The organism is Neobacillus driksii (genome assembly GCF_013409995.1).
In the GTDB taxonomy this organism is placed as follows: domain Bacteria; phylum Bacillota; class Bacilli; order Bacillales; family Cytobacillaceae; genus Neobacillus; species Neobacillus driksii.
In genome coordinates this window covers 79,785-100,462 of record NZ_JACCBX010000005.1, presented here as the reverse complement: position 1 = coordinate 100,462, position 20,678 = coordinate 79,785, and the positions used below count along the sequence as shown (strand labels likewise).

19 protein-coding genes are annotated in these 20,678 nt (G+C 38.1%); 13 read left to right on the top strand and 6 right to left on the bottom strand.

The window, feature by feature from the left end; all coding sequences use genetic code 11:
* Positions 1 to 13: 13 nt before the first annotated feature.
* From F4694_RS12455 to F4694_RS12405, 11 genes are all read left to right on the top strand, one after another.
* On the top strand, positions 14 to 2,416 hold the full coding sequence (locus F4694_RS12455) for a midas domain-containing protein (protein WP_179598291.1): 2,403 nt from the start codon (positions 14 to 16) through the stop codon (positions 2,414 to 2,416).
* Between the two features lie 458 nt (positions 2,417 to 2,874).
* Entirely contained in the window at positions 2,875 to 3,048 is a 174-nt protein-coding gene (locus tag F4694_RS12450; RefSeq protein ID WP_179598289.1) for an asparagine synthase, read from the top strand.
* A gap of 414 nt (positions 3,049 to 3,462) precedes the next feature.
* A complete protein-coding gene (locus tag F4694_RS12445; protein ID WP_179598287.1) occupies positions 3,463 to 4,467 on the top strand; it encodes a substrate-binding domain-containing protein in 1,005 nt (334 codons plus the stop codon).
* Positions 4,468 to 4,484: 17 nt separating this feature from the next.
* Positions 4,485 to 6,278, top strand: a complete 1,794-nt coding sequence (locus tag F4694_RS12440; RefSeq protein WP_374757424.1) for a cache domain-containing sensor histidine kinase — start codon at positions 4,485 to 4,487, stop codon at positions 6,276 to 6,278.
* A 24-nt stretch (positions 6,279 to 6,302) separates the two neighbouring features.
* On the top strand, positions 6,303 to 7,532 hold the full coding sequence (locus tag F4694_RS12435) for a response regulator transcription factor (RefSeq protein WP_459426302.1): 1,230 nt from the start codon (positions 6,303 to 6,305) through the stop codon (positions 7,530 to 7,532).
* 189 nt (positions 7,533 to 7,721) lie between these two features.
* Positions 7,722 to 8,681 carry a sugar ABC transporter substrate-binding protein gene (locus F4694_RS12430; RefSeq protein WP_179598284.1) on the top strand — a complete coding sequence of 320 codons (960 nt, stop codon included), beginning with the start codon at positions 7,722 to 7,724 and terminating at the stop codon, positions 8,679 to 8,681.
* An 88-nt stretch (positions 8,682 to 8,769) separates the two neighbouring features.
* Positions 8,770 to 10,260 (top strand): sugar ABC transporter ATP-binding protein, encoded by a 1,491-nt coding sequence (locus F4694_RS12425; protein WP_179598282.1) that lies wholly within the window; start codon positions 8,770 to 8,772, stop codon positions 10,258 to 10,260.
* 1 nt (position 10,261) lies between these two features.
* Positions 10,262 to 11,260: an ABC transporter permease gene (locus F4694_RS12420; protein WP_179598280.1), complete on the top strand. Its 999-nt coding sequence runs from the start codon at positions 10,262 to 10,264 to the stop codon at positions 11,258 to 11,260.
* A gap of 44 nt (positions 11,261 to 11,304) precedes the next feature.
* Positions 11,305 to 12,333 (top strand): carbohydrate kinase family protein, encoded by a 1,029-nt coding sequence (locus F4694_RS12415; protein WP_308806338.1) that lies wholly within the window; start codon positions 11,305 to 11,307, stop codon positions 12,331 to 12,333.
* Between the two features lie 15 nt (positions 12,334 to 12,348).
* Positions 12,349 to 13,230, top strand: a complete 882-nt coding sequence (locus F4694_RS12410) for a class II fructose-bisphosphate aldolase (RefSeq protein WP_179598277.1) — start codon at positions 12,349 to 12,351, stop codon at positions 13,228 to 13,230.
* Between the two features lie 15 nt (positions 13,231 to 13,245).
* Positions 13,246 to 13,785: a D-lyxose/D-mannose family sugar isomerase gene (locus F4694_RS12405; protein ID WP_179598275.1), complete on the top strand. Its 540-nt coding sequence runs from the start codon at positions 13,246 to 13,248 to the stop codon at positions 13,783 to 13,785.
* Between the two features lie 78 nt (positions 13,786 to 13,863).
* On the opposite strand, the gene F4694_RS12400 is transcribed toward F4694_RS12405, so the two are convergent.
* A complete protein-coding gene (locus F4694_RS12400) occupies positions 13,864 to 15,168 on the bottom strand; it encodes a cell wall-binding repeat-containing protein (protein ID WP_218895634.1) in 1,305 nt (434 codons plus the stop codon).
* Positions 15,169 to 15,752: 584 nt separating this feature from the next.
* On the opposite strand from F4694_RS12400, the gene F4694_RS12395 reads away from it, so the two are divergent.
* Positions 15,753 to 16,142 (top strand): hypothetical protein, encoded by a 390-nt coding sequence (locus F4694_RS12395; RefSeq protein WP_179598271.1) that lies wholly within the window; start codon positions 15,753 to 15,755, stop codon positions 16,140 to 16,142.
* A gap of 97 nt (positions 16,143 to 16,239) precedes the next feature.
* On the opposite strand, the gene F4694_RS12390 is transcribed toward F4694_RS12395, so the two are convergent.
* The 3 genes from F4694_RS12390 to F4694_RS12380 all read right to left on the bottom strand — a co-directional run bounded on the left by F4694_RS12390 (position 16,240) and on the right by F4694_RS12380 (position 18,820).
* Positions 16,240 to 16,350, bottom strand: coding sequence for a YjcZ family sporulation protein (locus tag F4694_RS12390; protein ID WP_179598269.1), 111 nt, complete (start codon positions 16,348 to 16,350; stop codon positions 16,240 to 16,242).
* Positions 16,351 to 16,513: 163 nt separating this feature from the next.
* The gene (locus F4694_RS12385) at positions 16,514 to 17,230 is read right to left on the bottom strand and encodes a hypothetical protein (RefSeq protein ID WP_257029217.1); all 717 of its coding nucleotides are present in this window, start codon (positions 17,228 to 17,230) and stop codon (positions 16,514 to 16,516) included.
* A gap of 165 nt (positions 17,231 to 17,395) precedes the next feature.
* Entirely contained in the window at positions 17,396 to 18,820 is a 1,425-nt protein-coding gene (locus F4694_RS12380) for a GGDEF domain-containing protein (RefSeq protein WP_179598267.1), read from the bottom strand.
* Positions 18,821 to 19,441: 621 nt separating this feature from the next.
* On the opposite strand from F4694_RS12380, the gene F4694_RS31755 reads away from it, so the two are divergent.
* On the top strand, positions 19,442 to 19,783 hold the full coding sequence (locus F4694_RS31755; protein ID WP_218895633.1) for a hypothetical protein: 342 nt from the start codon (positions 19,442 to 19,444) through the stop codon (positions 19,781 to 19,783).
* Between the two features lie 162 nt (positions 19,784 to 19,945).
* On the opposite strand, the gene F4694_RS12375 is transcribed toward F4694_RS31755, so the two are convergent.
* Positions 19,946 to 20,302, bottom strand: coding sequence for a hypothetical protein (locus F4694_RS12375; protein ID WP_179598265.1), 357 nt, complete (start codon positions 20,300 to 20,302; stop codon positions 19,946 to 19,948).
* Positions 20,303 to 20,476: 174 nt separating this feature from the next.
* Positions 20,477 to 20,665, bottom strand: a complete 189-nt coding sequence (locus F4694_RS12370) for a DUF4177 domain-containing protein (RefSeq protein ID WP_179598263.1) — start codon at positions 20,663 to 20,665, stop codon at positions 20,477 to 20,479.
* Positions 20,666 to 20,678 lie beyond the last annotated feature (13 nt).

Here is a 20,678-nt window from a genome sequence, read left to right as displayed (position 1 = left end):
AAAGGGGAAAATTATGAAACGAAATGATTGGGATGAAGGAGATGACATTCCTTCCTCTGCACCTCAGAAGCCAGCGGATTACAAACGTGAAAATGAGTCCTTTGAATTTAGTGACATGGAGGAACCGGGAAAAGGAAAAGCGCATTCGAAAGAATCTTTGGACACCACGATAGAACGAAATAACGAGTTATCGCCAGAACAAGGAGAGAAGTCATCGCTGGAGCGTTACCAAGAGGCGAAGGAAGCGGTGTTTGGTAAAGCAACCGAAGAGAATACTTCCTTTTTTGATGAAATGATGGAGAAAGGGAAGAAAAACAATCCAGAAGATTTCCGTTTTGAGGATGATCTGGCTGGCAAGCAAGAGAAAGATAGTGACTCAGTGGAACGATACCAAGAGGCGAAGGAAGCAGTGTTTGGTAAGGAAACGGAAGAGAATACTTCCTTTTTCGATGAGATGATGGAGAAAGGGAGGGGAAATAATCCAGAAGATTTCCGTTTTGAGGATGACCTGGTCGGGAAGCAAGAGGAAGACGGTTTTTCTTTGGAACGATACCAAGAGGCGAAGGAAGCAGTGTTTGGTAAGGAGACGGAAGAGAATACCTCCCTTTTCGATGAGATGATGGAGAAAGGAAAGGAAAACAATCCGGAAGACTTCCGTTTTGAGGATGACCTGGTCGGGAAGAACGAAGAGGATGGTTCTTCTTTAGAACGATACCAAGAAGTGAAGGAAGCGGTGTTCGGTAAGGAGACAGAAGAGAGTACCTCCTTTTTCGATGAGATGATGGAGAAAGGGATGGAAAACAATCTAGATAATTTCCGTTTTGAGGATGACCTGATCGGGAAGAACGAAGAGGATGGTTCTTCTTTAGAACGATACCAAGAGGCGAAGGAAGCGGTGTTTGGTAAGGAAACGGAAGAGAATACATCCTTTTTCGATGAGATGATGGAGAAAGGGAAGGAAAACAATCTGGAGGACTTCCGTTTTGAGGAAGACCTGGCCAAAAAGCAAGAGGAAGATACTTTCTCGTTGGAACAATACCAAGAGGCGAAAGAAGCAGTGTTTGGTAAGAAGACGGAAGAGAATACCTCCTTTTTCGATGAGATGATGGAGAAAGGGAAGGAAAACAATCCGGAAGACTTCGGTTTTGAGGAAGACCTGGCCGAAAAGCAAGAGGAAGATACTTTCTCGTTGGAACAATACCAAGAGGCGAAAGAAGCCGTGTTTGGTAAGGAGACGGAAGAGAATACCTCCTTTTTCGATGAGATGATGGAGAAAGGGAAGGAAAACAATCCAGAGAATTTCCGTTTTGAGGATGACCTGATCGGGAAGAACGAAGAGGATGGTTCTTCTTTAGAACGATACCAAGAAGTGAAGGAAGCGGTGTCCGGTAAGGAGACAGAAGAGAGTACCTCCTTTTTCGATGAGATGATGGAGAAAGGGAAGGAAAACAATCTAGATAATTTCCGTTTTGAGGATGACCTGATCGGGAAGAACGAAGAGGATGGTTCTTCTTTAGAACGATACCAAGAGGCGAAGGAAGCGTTGTTCGGTAAGGAAACCGAAGAGAATACTTCCTTATTTGATCAACTTAATGTTAATACGGAATCCAAGACGGATAAAAATGAACGGGATTTGATTAGACGTCTACGAGAAGATATTAATCCTGGAGATAAAGCCATAAGGACCATGAAGGAAGCCGGAAGTGATGTTGTAAATGACGGTGTAGATACATTAATTGACGCAAGTGCCGAAGCATTGTTAACGGAATTGGTATTACAGGATATCTATCAGGAGAAAGATACAAAAGGGCTTTGGGAAGATGTTGGAGATAAATTTGTTAGCAAATTAGAGGAAAAACTGGATTGGGAAAAGTGGTTTCCGGAAGCTATGCCTGGTGATGTGGATTCCGAAATGGAAAAGTTCATGGACGATATGACGGAAGCGTATAACGTTAATCCGGACATCGCTAATACAATGGATATATATGTAGGTGATCGAATTGACTTGAAAACCGAAGAAATCTTAGCTGAAGGTAAAGAGGTTACCGATGAGATGTTAAGGGATTGGCGAGATGAAGCAGTTGGAGAAGTATTGGAGAAAACGTCTGAGCTTCTTGTCGGGGAATTTTTAGGATTTGTTCGTCATGTTCATAATCGATATGAGGAAGGCAAGAAAAATGGTGAAGGGGCGACGTTAAAGGAGCAACTCCGCAATTCGATGGAAGATTATAAAAAAGCTTATGACGAAGGTAGGTTTCTTCAGCACATGAGGGATGGTTTTAAACAAGAGGCATGGAACGTAACTAAAGATATAGCCAAAACCACTTTTGCTCTCCCGCGGTTAGGCTACTCCGTTGGAAAGGTAGCCTATTACGGTATTCGTGCTGGAATTCGAGCAAATCAAAGAAAAAGATAGGTCAATTTTAGAAAAAATGGTATAGCCAAAAGGGTTTGTCTATAAAGGGGTTAAGCACTATTAATCAATCGATTGTGTAAGGCGGGAAATCAGAAAGTCACTAAAGTATGCAACAGTTATAAGTGTAACCCATCCATCTGGGGTGGGATCGGTAAAAATATTGATACTATTAAACGACAAATATTTTTCCTCTATCAAGTGGGATAGCTTTAAATAACCTGGTTCATGCCGTTTTTACACAAACGATTGGTTAGTATATTTTTGTATAATCAAACGTTCGATTTAATGTTTGATATTCGTTGCTGATCGTAGTTTTTTATATAATGGAGCGGAGAAAAATTTGTCGAGTGTCAGCAAAACAATAATGAGTTAGCTTTTAGAAATAATAATTACGAGTGAAAAGGGAAAAGTATTAATTGGTGTCTATACACCACTAACTTCGATGTGGAGGGATATTCGTGGATATTCGCGAGGGCTTGATTCCAACGGTATTGGGTACGGCTGTAACAGCAACTGGGTATGCCTTAAAACAAAAACGAGGTTCCAACAAAATGATCGCAAATACGGTTTTCGGATTCGGTCTTGCACACATTGTGTTAGGGGCCATCGACCTTGTAGAACATCGAGGTTAGGTAAGAGGCGAGCACCATTGAGTGCTCGTCTTTTTTTATTTGGTGATTCGGGTCGACACATTTCTCATTCAACTTGAATATAGAGCTCTTTATTAACAAGCCATGGAGCAAATTTAATTAAACGATTAGTTGAATATTTCTGCGTTAATCAAACGTTTGATTAGGATTGCTTTAAATGCCGTCATACCTCAGTTTACACCTCGTTTGTGGAAGAGAAATTGTCGAAAAGAAGAACTAGTAAAAAGTGTGAATTGCTAAAATAGTAATAGAGACTGAATTATAAAATTCCTGTTCCGCACCTATTTGACCTTCCCACTAATTCCGACAAAATAAGTAAAGCTGGTAAATTCGCTACCAAATGTCCCCTTACTTTTTTATAATACTAGTATGTTAAATTTTGAGAGGGGGGTTCAAGTGAAAAGACTATTATTTGTGTATTCTCTATTAATCATCGCCTTTCTACTGTTTTTAATGAACTTTCAATCACGCGAATCCATCGCAAGTTTGGATGGAAAGCCAAAAGGACTACAGGGTGAAATGGATGAAAAATATGTCATGGTTACCTTTCAAGCCGGGATTGATTATTGGAAAAATATATTAAAAGGTTTTGAGGATGCTGCACAGACACTAAATGTATCCGTGGAATATCAGGGTGCTGCCCAATATGATGTGAATGAGCAAATCACCGTTCTTGAACAGGTTATTGCGAGGAAACCTTCAGGGATTGCAATTTCTGCTATTCATCCGGATGCACTAGATGTAACCATCTATAAAGCCATTGACGCAGGAATTCCAGTTGTCTTATTTGATTCTGATGCTCCCAAAAGCAATGCCTATTCGTATATAGGCACAAATAATTATAATGCGGGTGTTACCGCAGCCCATGAAATTGCGGATATGATTAATCATAGTGGAAAGGTTGCTGTTATCACGCTCCCTAATCAGCAAAATCAAATCGACCGGTTGAATGGTTTTAAAGAGACGATTGAAAAGCAATTTCCTAACATTGAACTTGTGGCAATAAAAGATGGTGAAGGCAATCAATTAGTGGCCAGGCAAGTGGCACAGGACTTATTAACTGAACATTCGGATTTAAAAGGGATTTTCGCAACAGAAGCAAATGGGGGAGTTGGGGTTGGGGAGGCTGCTCTTCAGCAAAATAAAAGCAATCAAGTTAAAATAGTTAGTTTTGATACAGATAAGCAAACGCTTGATATGGTGAAGGACGGGACGATTACCGCTACCATTGCTCAAGGAACGTGGGACATGGGGTACTGGTCTTTAAATTACTTGTTCCATCTTCGGCATGATCTGATAAAACCTCAAATGGATCCGTATACAAGCGATATTCTCCCGAAAATGGATACGGGCATCGCCGTGGTAACAAAAAGAAATGTAGATAAATATTATGCGAATTAAGGCAGCTGTAGAATTGAGTGATAGCATTGAGGAAAATAACTTCATTAGAAATAAATGATTTACCCATTCGTTTTAAAATTATCGCACTATTGCTGGTCATCAGTATTCTGCCCTCTATTGGTTTTGGTTCTTTAATTAGTATTGGGGTAGATAAGGTAATTGATAAACAAACAACGGGGCATACCCTGCAATTACTTGGTCAAGCAAACAAATCGCTAGAATCATACATAGAAAATATGCAGGATATTTCCTATATCATTTCATTTAATCCGGAAATTAACACTTTTCTTCAAGGTGGTGGAGATCCTGGAGGTGATAATCATTATGGGATGAGGCAATTTTTGCAAGGGTTCACAACCATTAACCCTGAGATTGCTGGTATCTTAGTGATAAATAGTAAGGGTGACTATATTAGTAATGAGATGTATGCGCAAGATTTCCAAACGGTAACGGATGAAGAGTGGTATCGAACAGCTGTTGAGAATAATGGTATTTTTAAGATCATCGGGCACCCTGCGAATAGGAGTTTTAAGACTCACGTAAATTATCAGAACAGTGAAATTGTTTCGGGGGCACGCGCCATCATGGACCCCGAAACACAAACAGTGATTGGAGTTATATTAATTGATTTAAAGGTACGAGTGATATCTGAAGTGATTGAGGATATAGAATTGGGGAAATCAGGGTACTTGATGGTCATGGATGACGAGGGGGAGTTCATTTATCCACCACAACCTTTGCTAAAGGATCAAATACAACCAAGTTGGTTTGAAAAAGGTTCTTCAGGGACTTTTTCCAAAAGTATAGATGGAGAAAACATGCAATTCATTTATAGAAAATCCCCCTTTGCAAATTTAACCACCATCGGGATATTTTCATCCAACCAATCGGTGATGGAAGCCCGCCAAATTAACTTTTACGTGATTACTTTTTTATTTATAGTTTGCGCGTTCGGAATTGGAGCATCCTATTATCTTTCCTATTCGATGTCAAAACCGATCAATCAATTAAATGCTTTTATGAATCAAGTAGAATCAGGGGATTTATCGATTCGCTATAAGGGTGATCGGGCTGATGAAATTGGGATGCTAGGACGAAGCTTCAATAAAATGTTAGAACAAATTAGCAAATTAATCTCTTTAATTGAAATCCAGGGGAGGCAAAAGCGGGACGCGGAATTACAGACGCTGCAGTCACAGATTAAACCACACTTTTTATACAATACATTGGACACGATTAATTGGATGGCCCGGAAGAAAGACGCACTGGATGTGGCGGAAGTAGTTGAATCCTTATCACAGTTATTTCGAATTGGCTTAAGCAAAGGAAACGACATCATCCCATTAGAAAAGGAAATCGAGCATATTTTTAGTTATTTAAAAATCCAAAAAGCTAGATATAAAGATAAATTGAATTATAGTATCTCGATTGATTCAAAACTATACAATCTGTCAGTGGTTAAACTGATCCTCCAGCCAATTGTGGAAAATGCAATTTATCACGGCATTAAGGAAAGGAGGGGGCCGGGGCATATCTCGATTACTGGCGAGGAAAGTAATGGAAATTTAGTCCTTTATGTGAAAGATGATGGAGTTGGAATTCCAGGTGAAAGATTAGCTATTTTAAATGAAAACTTGTCTACTAACTTTGACAGTCTGGAGGAAACGAAAATGACGAACCATATTGGTTATGGAGTCATGAATGTACAAGCCAGAATTAAGTTAACGTATGGAGAGCCGTATGGTCTATCCATTGATAGTTTACCTGGTAAAGGTACAACTGTGAAAATTCTGCTTCCTTTAAATAGATGAACTTAGCTCCTAAAACGTAAAGAGGTGGTATGTTTGCAACCGTTATTAAAAGTATTAATCGCAGACGATGAGCCCAATATTCGAGAAGGCATTCGCTATTCAATCGACTGGCATGAAATTGGGATGGAAGTGGTAGCAGAAGCCGAAGATGGTGAAGAAGCATTGGAATTGGCGCTAAAATATGAAGTGGATGTCCTTTTAGCTGACTTGAATATGCCAATTATGAATGGATTAACATTAATTAAGAATTTAAAAGAAAAGCTTCCAACATGCAGGGTAGTCATCATTACGGGTCATGATGAATTTAGTTATGCTCAAGAGGCCTTACGATTAGCGGTTGAGGATTATATCCTAAAGCCAATTAAACCTGATAGTTTAACAGAGGTTCTTAAAAAAGTACATCATAAACTGCAAACGCAGACAGCGCAAAGAAAGTATTTAGAAATAGCCTCCAATCACATTTCACAAAATACATTGCTCATTCAAGAGCAGTTTTGTCTAAATTGGGTTGAAGGAAAGTTGTCAGATGGAAAAATTAAGGAGCAGTTAGGCTTTTGGGGGCTTCCAGAGGAAGTACCTCTATTACTGGCAGTTGTTCGAATTCAAGAATTAGAGATTAGTAAACAGCCACTCATACAGGGGACGGAAAAGGAAGTTTTTATCTTTAGGGTTAAGCAAATTATAGTAGAAATCTTGGAACTGCAACCAAAGTTAGTTTTTAGTGATGAATCCGGGATGCTATTTCTATTATTGTGGGGATATGTACAAGAAGAGACCTTTTCAAAAATTGAAAGAAGGATAGAATCCAATTTACATGTATCTCCAACACTTTTTTCAACGTCGATCACGGGAGATTTCGATTCTGTTCCTTCTTGCTACCAAAGCTATAAGCAGAAGGATCATGAAGAGTTTCTCCTTTCTCCGATTGTTAGGCGTGCAAAAACCTATATACGTGAGCAATATACAAATCCTGATCTTACTTTAGAATGTGTTGCCCAACAGTTACAAATATCATCTGTATATTTAAGCAGGATGATTAAGCAAGGGCTGGGGACGTCCTTTGTAGGTTTAGTGACTGAAATGAGAATCAAAAAGGCCCTGATGCTGCTGAATTCTACCAATCTACAAGTGAATGAAATAGCAGAACAAGTAGGGTATGAATCGCAGCATTATTTTAGTACTGCTTTTAAAAAGGTAGTAGGTGTTTCTCCCAATCAGTATCGAAAAGGGGCTGTACTGCTGGCAGATAGCTAAATTCCAAACAGGAGGGTGGGGACCAATTGGGTTCTCACTCTTTTGTTATATTAAAATGAAAACGCTTTAAATAATGTTAAATTTTTATAAAAATTGTTAATTTTCTAAAAAGACGAGTTGGTATGCCCTTGGTATGATGTGTGTAGAGAAAGGCAGCCAGCCTTACTTACTAAAAGAGGGGGAAGTACAATGAAAAAATTTGTTTCTTTGTTTTTAGTTGCATTACTAACGTTTGCATTAGTTGCATGCAACAAAGAAGGTGCAAGTGGTGGTTCGAATGGAAAGGATTCTGATGATCAAATTGTTTTTGGATACACCTCTATGACACAGAATAATCCATTTTTCCAAGTACTTGAAGAGTCAATTCGCAAGGAAGTAGAGAGTAAGGGCGATAAGTTAATCACCATGAATCCAGCAATGGATGTATCTCTTCAAATTAACCAAATTGAAGATATGATTGCACAGGGCATCGATGCTATTTTCTTAAATCCAGTAGACTGGGAAGGAATTAGACCTGCGCTGGTTATGCTCGAAGAAGCAGGTATCCCAATCATTAACTATGACACAGAAGTTAAAGACTTTAAATATGTTACCGCTTACGTTGGCTCGGATAACAAGAATGCTGGCCGTGTAGCTGGTCAAGACTTAGTGAAAAGATTCCCAGATGGTGGGAAAATTGTCATCCTTGATAGCCCAACGATGAATTCAATCAATGACCGAATTGCAGGCTTTGAGGAGGCGATAAAAGGAAAAGGCTTTGAGGTAGTTGCCCAGCAAGATGCTAAAGGAGACTTAGAAACAGCCCTTGACGTGACAGAGGATATTCTTCAAGCTAACAAAGATGTAATCGCTATCATGGGTGGGAATGATCCTACAGCCTTAGGTGCTTTAGCTGCAGTAAAGGCTGCCAATAAAACAGACATTGCCATTTATGGTGTGGATGGATCTCCAGATGCAAAAGCTGCCATTGCAGAAGGCGGACCGTTTGTTGGTACAGGAGCACAGTCACCCATTTCCATTGGAGTTAAATCTGTAGAAGTAGCTTATAAAATTCTAAACAAAGAGAAAATCGAAAAGAGAACGCCGGTCGAAACCTTCTTAATTAACAAAGAAAACGTTGGGAAATATGGGGTAGATGGCTGGCAGTAATAGGAATCAATAGAATTAAGATTAGTGGTGGCTCAAAGTACAAGTATCCGTTTTGGGCCACCCTTTATCATTTAGTGAGGTGGATGACATGAGCGGCAAACTGTTGGAAATGAAAGGGGTAACGAAGAAATTTCCTGGAGTTTATGCTTTAAAAGGAGTTGATTTTGACCTTGAAGCTGGAGAAGTTCACGCACTTCTAGGAGAAAATGGTGCAGGGAAATCAACTCTAATGAAAATACTGAATGGTATTTACAGCATAGATGAAGGGAAAATCTTTATAAAGGGAAATGGGGTTCAAATTTCAGGGGTAAAAGATGCACAGAAATATGGCATCAGTATCATTCACCAAGAAATCAGTTTAGTTCCTTATCTATCAATAGCAGAAAATATCTATTTAGGTAGAGAACCTTTAACAAAAGCAGGGTTAATTGATAAAAGAACCATGTATGAAAATGCTCAAAAATTTCTAAACGATTTCGACTTAGGGTTATCTGCTAAAACAATGATTCATACCCTCAATGTTGCTCAACAACAAATGATCGAAATCATAAAGGCTGTATCCTTTCATTCGAAAATTATTGTAATGGATGAACCCACCTCTTCGTTAACGGAAAAAGAGGTAGATTTCTTATTTAAAACGATTCGCAATTTAAAAGAGCAAGGCGTCGGGATGGTTTATATCTCACATAGAATGAATGAATTATTTGAGATAACAGATAGAATCACGGTTATGAGAGATGGTACGTATATCGGGACCGTTAAAACAAAAGAAACGACCAATGAAAAATTAATCTCCATGATGGTTGGCAGGGATTTAACCAATTACTATGTTAGAGATTTTTCGCCATCCGGGGAAAGTGTCTTAAAAGTTAGTAATCTTACGAAAAAAGGTGTTATTGAAAATGCGAGTTTTGAATTAAGGAAAGGTGAGATCCTGGGCTTTTCTGGGTTAGTAGGCGCAGGGAGATCCGAACTTATGAAGTGTATCTTTGGTTTAGACTCATTTGAACAAGGTGAAATATTTGTAAATGGTGAAAAAACAACGATAAAGAATCCTAATGATGCCATCAGAAATCGGATTGCTTACGTGACAGAAAATCGAAAGGAAGAAGGATTGTTCCTCATTCAATCCGTCCGGTACAACATCACTATTAAAATTATGGATGAATTTATCAAGTTCTTTAAGGTTGACTCTAACTATGAAAATAATGAAACCAATAACTATATAAAGGAATTATCGATTAAAACACCAAGCCCTGACCAAGAAGTAAAAAACTTAAGTGGCGGAAATCAGCAAAAAGTTTTGATTTCTAGATGGTTGGCAACAAAGCCAAAAGTTCTAATTCTTGATGAACCAACAAGAGGTGTTGATGTTGGTGCAAAGGCAGAAATCTACTCAATTATGAACAGGTTGGTTAAAGAAGGTGTTTCCATTATCATGATTTCCTCTGAACTCCCAGAAGTGATCAATATGAGTGATCGGGTTGCTGTTATGTGCAAGGGCAAAATTCAAACGATATTAAATAAAGAGCGTTTTAGTCAAGAAACGATTATGCATTACGCTACAGGAGGTAATTGACATGGCTCAAGTGTCTATTCAGGCAAAAAAGAAAGAAAATATGCTTTTAGATGTTGGTATTGGGATGAAAGAGTTTGTTCGAAATAATTTAGGTATCTTAATCGGACTTTTCGTTTTATGTATTATCATTTCTGTCATCAATCCAAACTTTTTAACATCTAATAATCTACTAAATGTATTAAGACAAACATCGACCAATCTATATTTGGCCCTGGCCATGACCATGATTATTATTTTAGGCGGAATTGACCTTTCTGTAGGGTCCATTATGGCCGTGGTCGGTGTTGTGACAACTACGCTAATTGCCTCTTTAGGGGCTCCGGTTTTAGTAGCGGTTGCTGTAGGCCTTTTAGTAGGGGTATTAATTGGAGCGGTAAATGGATATGTAGCTGCTACTACCATTATTCCTCCATTTATTATTACCCTTGCAACGATGAATATAGCACGTGGAGCCGCTTATGTTCTGACAGATGGAAAACCAGTACGTGTTATGTCTGACTCTTTTAACTTTATCGGATCAGGTTACATTGGGGGATTCTTACCAACACCCGTCCTATACTTAATTATTCTGTTAATCCTTTGCTACTTTATTATGAATAAAACCAAGCTTGGCCGTCATATGTATGCCGTTGGAGGGAATGCAGAAGCAGCTAAATTCTCGGGTATTAATATCAAGAAGGTAAAGTTCTTTGCTTACGCATTTAGCGGGTTAATGGCTGCAATCGCAGGGATCGTACTTGCTTCACGTATGTTCTCTGGACAGCCAACTGCGGGAAATGCTGCCGAACTTGACGCGATTGCAGCGGTAGTTTTAGGTGGAACAAGTATGACAGGCGGTTACGGCAGGATTGGTGGTACCGTCATTGGTGCTCTGATTATTGGTGTACTTAGTAATGGACTGAACTTAATGGGTGTAAGCTCATTTTGGCAATTTATTGTAAAAGGGATCGTCATTTTAGTAGCCGTTTATGCGGATGTTATTAAAAGAAGGAAGGGATAGTAGTCTAGTCCTGAAAAAATTGTTTTATAGGCGGTGAACATGTTGTGGGCACTTCATTGAAAGAAGGAATTGCATTCGCAGGTACGATTGCTGTGGATGAAATTAAGAAAATTGAAAAGTACCCTAATAAATCGGAACTAACAACCATCCGAAGTGTTGCAAGGTCAAATGGAGGAGCAGTATCTAATTGTGCGATTACTCTGGCAAAAATGGACCCTAATGTGCCGATTGAACTTGTTGCTCTTCTTGGTGATGACGATAAAGGACATTTCTTAAAAGAGAGATTAGGAAACTATAAAAGTATTGATATGAGTCATGTAAAAGTAGTTGGAGATACTCCCTTTACAGACGTGATTCAGGATCAAGACGATCATACCAGGACTTTTTTTACCTACCGGGGCAACTCTCGTTTTTTTGATGAGAATACCATCGATTTTAATAGATTAAACGCTAAGATACTCCATATCGCCTACATTCTATTATTAGATTCTTTAGATCAAGAAGATAGTGAATATGGCACAAAGATGGCGAAGGTATTGAAACAAGCTCAGGATAATGGGATTAAAACATCCATCGATATTGTTAGTGAAAATAGTAACCGATATGAAAAACTTGTGCCTCCCTGTTTAAAGTATACAAACTACTGTGTGATTAATGAGCTAGAGGCAGGCAAAAGTGTTGGAATCAGCTTAAGAGATGCATCAGGTGAATTAATCACTGCAAACATCAATAAGGTTCTTTATAAACTTAAAGAATCTGGCGTCAAAGATTGGATAGTGATCCACACTCCGGAAGGCAGCTTTGGCTTTGATGGAACCACTATCTATAGTATTCCTTCTTTAAGGCTAGAACGTCACTGGATTAAGGGAACAGTAGGTGCAGGTGATGCCTATGTGACCGGTGCATTATACGGAGCTCTTAAGGGCTTGAATCTGCAAGAGTCAATGAAATTAGGAACGGCAGCTGCAGCATCTTCTTTATTTGAAGAGGACAGCACTTCTGGAATTAAAAGCTACGAACAACTGGTGACCATGTATAAGGAATTTCCGAAAAGAGAAAAAATTGAATTGTAAAAGGAGATCGATAGGATGCTAGTTACATTAAAAGAAATTTTATCAAAAGCGGAAGAGGGAAATTACGCAGTCGGTGCTTTTAACTCGCCAACCTTAGAATCTGCAAGGGCTGCTGTTGAAGCTGCAGAAGAATTGCAGGTACCGATTATTTTGTCGCATGCAGAAGTGCATTTTGAGATTACTCCCCTCGAAATCATGGGTCCGATCCTTGTGGAATTAGCTAAAAATGCTAGTGTTCCGGTAGCGGTGCATCTTGATCATGGTTCAGATCTTGAAAATGTTAAAAGGGCGATTGATATTGGTTTTAGCTCTGTGATGATTGATGCCTCCCATATGAGTTATGAAGATAATGTTAAAACAGTCGCAGAAGTCGTTGCATATGCCCAAAAGCGTCAGGTTTCCGTAGAAGCAGAACTAGGAATGATTACGTCATCTGGCATTGGCGGAGAAGAAACGCCAGGTGGAGAACATCATATGGATGGAGATGCTGCAGATTTTTATACAGATCCTGAAGTAGCAAAAGACTTTGTTGAGAGAACAGAAATCGATGCACTAGCAGCATCTTTCGGAACGGTTCATGGAATCTATCTCAAGGAACCAAACCTAGATTTTGCGCGACTAAAATCGATTTACGAAAACATCCAAAAACCAGTTGTTATGCACGGTGGTTCGGGATTAAGTGAAGAAGAATATGTAACGGCTATTAATTCTGGTGTGAGAAAAATCAACTATTATAGTTATTCTGCCAAAGCGGGTGCGGAAGCCGTCAAAGAATATATCGATAGCCACCCCAATCATTTTTATCATGACTTTGCAGTTGTTGCAAAAGAGGCGATAAAAAGGGATGTTAAAAGGGCGATGGAAATTTTCTCATACAAACACAAGGCAGTTAGGTAAAGAGGAGGAAATAGAGTGAACCGACAGGTATATGAAGAAATAAAGGACAAAGCTTTAGACTTGTTTAATAAGGCAAATATCGTTTTGACAGAGGATGAAAAACAGGCACTAGAAGTTGCTGATTTTGGACTGGAAAAGATAGAGGATACAGGATTGCAACTGATCACGTACGTCAATACAGATCTGGTTTGTGCAAAGGAACTCGCTTTACTGCCATACCAAACTTGTCCTGAGCATAAGCATCCAAAAAAGGAATTTGATGAAGGAAAAGAAGAGACTTTCAGATGCCGGTATGGAACCGTTTATCTATACGTAGAAGGAGAAGAAACAGCCAATCGCTCTACTCATCCACCGAAAGGGGATGATGAATACTACACCGTATTCAATGAAATTATTTTAAAACCAGGTGAGCAATATACCATTTACCCGAATACACTTCATTGGTTCAAAGCAGGAAGTGAAGGGGCGATTGTCTCTGAATTCTCGACCAGAAGTACCGATGAAAGTGATGTGTTTACAGATCCTAGAATTAAAAGATTACCGGAAATAGACTAAAAGGTTAGATTGGAACATCGACGTTAGGTAAAAGACGAGCACCAATGTGTGCTCGTCTTTGCTTAGTTAATTGTATCCTTACTCTAAATTTCGAATGACATCCCATAAATCACGCTCTACCTGGTCACTAACAGCTCCTGAACCGCCTAAAATCGTAAACTTTATTGCGCTAAATTCTCTAATAACCTCTTTAGTATCTTCAGTCAGGTATGTTGGTGGTGTAAGTAAAATAGGGGACCCAGATACTCCTGCTAAAACAGAACCGGACAATGCGTCAGGGAAATTTGCTCCGCTGGCAAGATAGACGACATTATCATAGCCCATCATCAAAGAAACTAATAAAGAGGTTTCATACCTGTCTTGTCCAGCAATTCTCTTTGGCTTTGGTAAACCGCTAAAGACTAATTCTGAAACTGCATTGGTTCCTCCGATTACTGTTGTGGTAATAACCCCTTTGGTTCGTAACGTCTCAGCTGTAACAGCTGGTAATGTTGTTGTCTCTGACAATAGAATAGGTATCCCGCCTAAGGACGCATAAGGAGCGATAGATAGAGCATCCGGGTAGTTTCTACCATTCACAATCACGGCTTCAGAAATTTTCCCAGGAATAGCTTTAGCGATGTTAGCAGCTGTCTCAAATCTGTCTTTTCCTGCGATTCGATTAACATGTAGTCCAAGTGTATTACGAAGGTAATTTTCTACTTGTTGCGAAATAACGGCTGTTCCTCCTACAATGGTTACGGTCTGTACATCACTTTTTTCAATGAATGATAAAACCGTGTTAGGTAGTTGATTCTTTCTAGTTAGAAGAATAGGGCCACCTAAATAAAATGCCAGAGGTCCGGCAGCTAGTGCATCAGGAAAGTCCTCACCAGTAGCTAGAACAATGTCTTCTGTTCCTTCTGCCCAACGCTCATTGGCAATTTTAGTTGCGGTTTCATATCGGTCAGCGCCAGATATCCTATTAACAGAAGGAGTAGTAAAATACATGTTGAATGTATATCCTTCTCCATTAACCGCTAAATCATTATCCCCAGAGGTTATTTGAATATAATAGGTGCCGGGCTGTACCACCTGATCACCACAGTAAAATTCTCGGCTACCTTCCTTCTCGCCGCAATCGAAGTAAGATGTTCCATCTTCACTAATTAGTGCTGGAGAAACAGCATTCACCCTGTCGTGGCTATATCCCCATAATGAAAATAACCCTTGTTCAGGTATAGTAATCTTATAATTATCAACGTCTATGTTTGTAAGCGTACCTGTTACAAAATCATCTAAACGAATTTCGTTCGCTGTAGAAATATCATCATTTGGTTCCTGTTCATAAACGGATGTGCCTGCTTCTGCCTGTATTGAAGGCAAACAACTCCAATAAATCATTGTAAAAATTAACAGCAGTCCAACCCATCTTCACATCCCGCACTCCTCCTAAATTTTCTATCAATCTACTAAATTATAATCCTCTTCCAATATATTGAATAGATGGTATAACTTTTAAAAATTGGGAGGAGTGATTTAAAAATACATTAACCGACAAAAATTTTGTTCCATTTAAGGATAAAGTTCGTTTAAAAAAGGGTTAAAGCATGATTTAATTAAACGTTTAATTAGTAAATTTTGTTATAACTAATCGTTTGATTGGAATCACACTAAAGGTTTATACATATTTTGCATGGGGAAAATTGTCGAAAAGAGGATCTAGTAAAAATGGGGGAGGCTTTAAAAAAAGGGTGACGAACGATAAAGTGCACCTCTTTGTGGGAGTTTCTGCCAAGATAAGATTTCTAATTTTAGTGAACAAATTACGCAATATTTCGAAGAAAAATAGAAAGATACTGCGGTGAAAAAGGAAGTTGGATACGAGACGATTAACAAAAATTCTTTATTTTTATTCATAATTTTGTCCACACCATGGGACAACTCCATTCATAGCTTATGGTAAAGAAATTAGGAGGGAGAATTTATTGGCAGAGAACGATAAAGATTATAAACTGAATGGAGAAAATGAACGTTTCACAAGATTAATGTTTGGAAACCGTAATCGGAATAGCCACTTTGATGATACCGAAGATGATTCACAATTTAAATCAGAACAAAAATACAATTCCCAATTCGTTAGGCAATCAAAAGACTTCGATGATTGGTTTTTGGGGAATAGGAGAAAGGTATCGGCAAAGAAATCAACCACTAATCTAAACCCGATTGAAAATACGCTGAAAAATGTCGATATTGAATTGCTTATGGAAACAATGCATATGTTTATTACAACCTCTAATCAATATAAACCAATAATTAAAGAAATCAGCCCTCTTTTTAATCGCTTTCTTAAAAAGTTCAAATCCAAAAAGGATTAAAAAATCAGAATGTGTCTCATTTTTGTGTAAAAAAGAAAACAGAAGCGTCGGTTGACGCTTCTATCAATAAAGAATGTTACAGGATACTTTTACAAGGTTAGTACCCGCCCATGAAACTTGCACCAATAATAATTAAAAGAATAAAAAGAACCACGATTAGTGCGAAGTTCATTCTAGATCCACCACCATATCCGCCTTGGTTTGACATAATGTATCACCACCTCTTCATAGAATATATATTATGGAATGATGGTAAATCTGAAATGGACAAACATGGATTTATGAATTTATCCGTTTAATTACTTTTCAGCTATGATTTTGAGGTGGAATTACTTCAGCATTGGAGAATATTGTGAAGAAGTGCACGTAAGTTAAAGGGTACTTGAGTTTTGTTCCCCGGGTTTATCATGCTCTTCCATTTTCCTGAATTTAATATCATCACTTATTTTCTTTTCATCCTGGTTTTTCAATGCGAGGACTGCCGCCTTCCCGTCACTGGGTGACCCATCTGAAAAATACATAGGAAATAGTGAAAAAAACAGGATATAAAATGAGAAATAGGTAAACTGAGACCAAAAAACTGACTCATCTAGAACCCCCTGAGAAATGAGGGAGTGTACCAGAAAAATACTTAACAGGTTAAATAATGACCCACCAAGGTATATTAATGTGTTTGTGACACGGTTATCATGCCTTAATGATTTAAACTCACAGGCCCCATTCCAGAAGTAGTATTTCCTTACTTCAATATTCCAAAAGGAAAAAACCATTGGCCCGCAACCGATTATGATTTTTTTCTCTAATCCTCTGAAAAGCGTAACAAAAAAAACATGCCCACTTAAATGGATAAGAGTAACGATAGGCAGGATCACGAAAAAGGAGATTAGAAATTTTATTATATCTGCGATTACAAACATGATTATCCTCCTCAAATATTCTATGTAGAATATGTAATTTCGTAGTGTACAGAACGTTATTTTATGTACCCAGTAAATGAGAATGTTAACTGGAATAAATTTGCAGGATAAGTGGAGTGCTGGATGTATTTCTATAGTAGAAAAGAAGAAGCAGCCTGATGAATTGTTCATGGGGGCTGCTTCTTTTTTTGGGAGTGATTTCCTGACTTTTTGGCTACGTGAAGGCTAAGTTGACGGAGTGTATTATCCATATTCAACCATAGGATGCGCATCACAAGGACCAAGCGGGCCGTGCAAATTTCCGATGCTTCCCAAATAAAAAATGCGCCATTTGTTTCATCTGTGCATGAACTTTTCTTTATACATTTCCTGGTCCGCAAGTTCAAGGATTTCATCAGGGCTAAGGTTGGTTCCTGTTCGATATTGATACAAACCGTGGCTGGCTGAGATTGGATAGGGCTTTTGGCCAGTTATAACCAACTCCTGAAACTCACTTTGAATGCTGGACCAGATTGCCTGTACGACGTCCATTTGTCGCTCGAAAAATAGAATGATAAATTCATCACCGCCAAGGCGGAAAAGAACGTCCTTTTCTCTGATATGGCGCTTGATTGTTTCGCAGCAAGCAATAATCAGGTCATCGCCAGCAGAATGTCCGTACCTGTCATTTACCATTTTTAAATTATTTATATCAATATAGCAGACGATGAATTCTGATACTCCGTCCGTAAGGGATTGTGAAAGGATTTCCATCCCTCTCCTTCTGTTGAGGACCCCTGTAAGTGGGTCAAGCGATGCATGATGATAAAGCTCTTCTTCCGTTTCCTTCAAATCTGTAATATCTGTGCTTCCAATAAGGACACAGTCCTCCCCTAAGTAATTGACCAGTTCAAAATTGAGCATTGCCCATTTCTGTTTATATTTGACCATATAATTTTTTAAGCACTGATGTTCTTCGAGTTTTTTTGCTATCGTTTGCTTTTCCTCAGGCGTGGACAGCATGAACCATCCATCAAGCTTTGTCATATCTTTATTTTTCAAATGAAAGTATTCGATGGCCTGCTGATTCAAAAGCGAAATGTTGCCAGTTTTAAGGTTGAAAAGGACCAATGGATTAGGATTCATGTGAAATAATCTGCGAAAGCTCTCTTCATTCTTCTTTAGTTTCCATTCGTTTGTAAAGTTATTTCTGCGAAAGGAATAGAAGGCATACGCAATCGTAAATGAAATGACAGCGGCACCTGTTGAATTCACCAGCTTAAATAGGAACGAAAAGTGATTTTTTTCAAGCAGCAACAACCCTGTCATGAAAAATAGATGAATTCCTGTGATGAGGCCAGCCTGGTGCCGGGGCTGGACCGGGAAGATGACAGCAGCGGCTAAGAGAATAATAATATAAGCATAGATATTACCGTTATTAAGCTGGCTGTTGATTGAAGAGACGGCGCCTATAAACAAATAAAGAGATAAATAGGTGAGAATAATCGATCCTTTGGCATTGCCCCTCCTCCGGCGGTAGAGGATTAAAAAGATGAGGGAGATTATCAGACCAATAATATGAAAGGTTGAAAGGATAAATTTATAAATCGGGTTGTTTAGTTTCTCCAAAAGGATAAAGTCCACAATGAAAAAAAGAGGATATGTGAAGATAAGCATATAGGAAACATGCTTAATTCGCTCGAATAATAGGTTTTCATTACTCTCAATAAATTGATGCTCCAAATCATTTTCACTCGTTGCGTTTTTTGCCAATAAATTCATCAGAACAACCATCCTTGTAATCAAATCACACATGTATTTTATCATTGAAAACAGCGACCTGTCACGGAAGTAAGGGGTGGGTTCTGTTGATAATTTATTCTAGACAAAAAGGATAAATTTCGCTTGCTAAAAGGGCTAACGTACAATTTAATCAAACGGTTAGTTAGTTGAATTCCTTTTAATTAATCGTTTGATTAGAATGGTATAAAATATGGTCAGACCCGCACTTATTCACCATTCGTAGGGTGGATTTTGTCGAAAGTTGGATTCATTAAAAAGGGTCAACGTATGATTAGAGAGTTATCCAATCAACTAAAACCCTTTCCATCATAGCTAGTTACGTTAGTATATAGAATACAGAATACTATGGTTTTTGCAGTTCTCATATTCCCACCATTTAAATTCTATTAGAAGAGGTTGTTAAACACTTGTTCACTATCACAGAAAATCAAAACATTTTTTTCCTACATGGGGAATATTCTATTTCGATTGTGATTCTTTCTGTTTTCATTGCCTGCTGTGCTTCTAATACAGCTATTTCCTTGAACCAGAGAATGCAGCAGAGTAAAAGTGAAATATTGAAAACAAAAAATATTAGTGATAAACATGAGAAAAGGGGGAATGCATAATGGAATTCAATTTGGGGACTTTGCTATCGTTCTACCATCTTTACCTATTACGATTATTGCTATCATTATGATTTTCTTATTAATAAAGTGGAGCAAGCAACTAGAAACACGACGTTTTACCATTTTCTTTTACTTTCTGATTAGCACTTACATTGCTCCAATTTTTTCACATAGTTCAAAAGGAGGTGTCTTTCAGCTGTGGATTCCATTGGGATTTATAGTAGTTTTTTTCTACTTACATTACAGCAAAAGAAACCATCCTTCTAAAATGAAGGCAAGTATTTTAGGACTTTCCATAGCGTTATATCAGTTACTTCTTAAATATGTCGGGTAGTTTTTTGTGTTGATGGGCTAATTTTGAATGCTTTTTTAATTGAACTTCCTCTCTTATGGACTTACTAGACAGATAGTGTAAAGGAGGAGTCAAAAAATTACCAAAGTATCCTTTATGGCACTTTGGTAATGGTTGAAATAATTTGATTCATAACTTAAACAATTACCTAAAAGCATAATTAAATAAGCCGAAATATAATGGTCCGATAAAGATAATTAATGGAATTTCGATAAAAACTAGTTTAATTGCTTGAGGCGTATCATCGTCATCTTTAACCTCTTCATTGAACTTTTTGAGACTAAAATAGACATCCCAAAATAAGCCAAATACAAATACGAATTTCCATAAAAGCGGAGAAAGAATCTCTGTATTCGTAACATAACCAAATAAACCTATCCAAGTAATGACGGAAATTACAAAATCTAAGATACCAAAGGTTTTTCTATAACCAGTTATCAGTATTGCAATAGCAGCAATTGCCAGAAAGGCTAAGTAGCAATACCAAAGAATATCTATCATAACTTTTATGTCCTCTCCCTTGAGTTTATTGATTTCATTATAAATTGAATTATTTTAGATATAAATAAAATTAATACACAATTCGAGAATCGTCATTTGGTTTTGATGGCTATTGAAGGACAAAAAGCACATACGCATATCATATTGGACCAATTGTTTTTATTGGAAAATAATTTAATTGAGAGATCTTTCAAAAATAATCTCAAAAAATGAAGATGCGCCATTTCCAGAAGTAACCGGAGCAAATAATTGAACGAATCTCCACCCATCTTTTGCGTGCTTGGCAATGATTTCATGATAATTTTCTTTCGGTACATTGTTCCATCTACTAAGCTTAATTTGAATAAATTTATATTCGTACATTATTTGAGCCTCC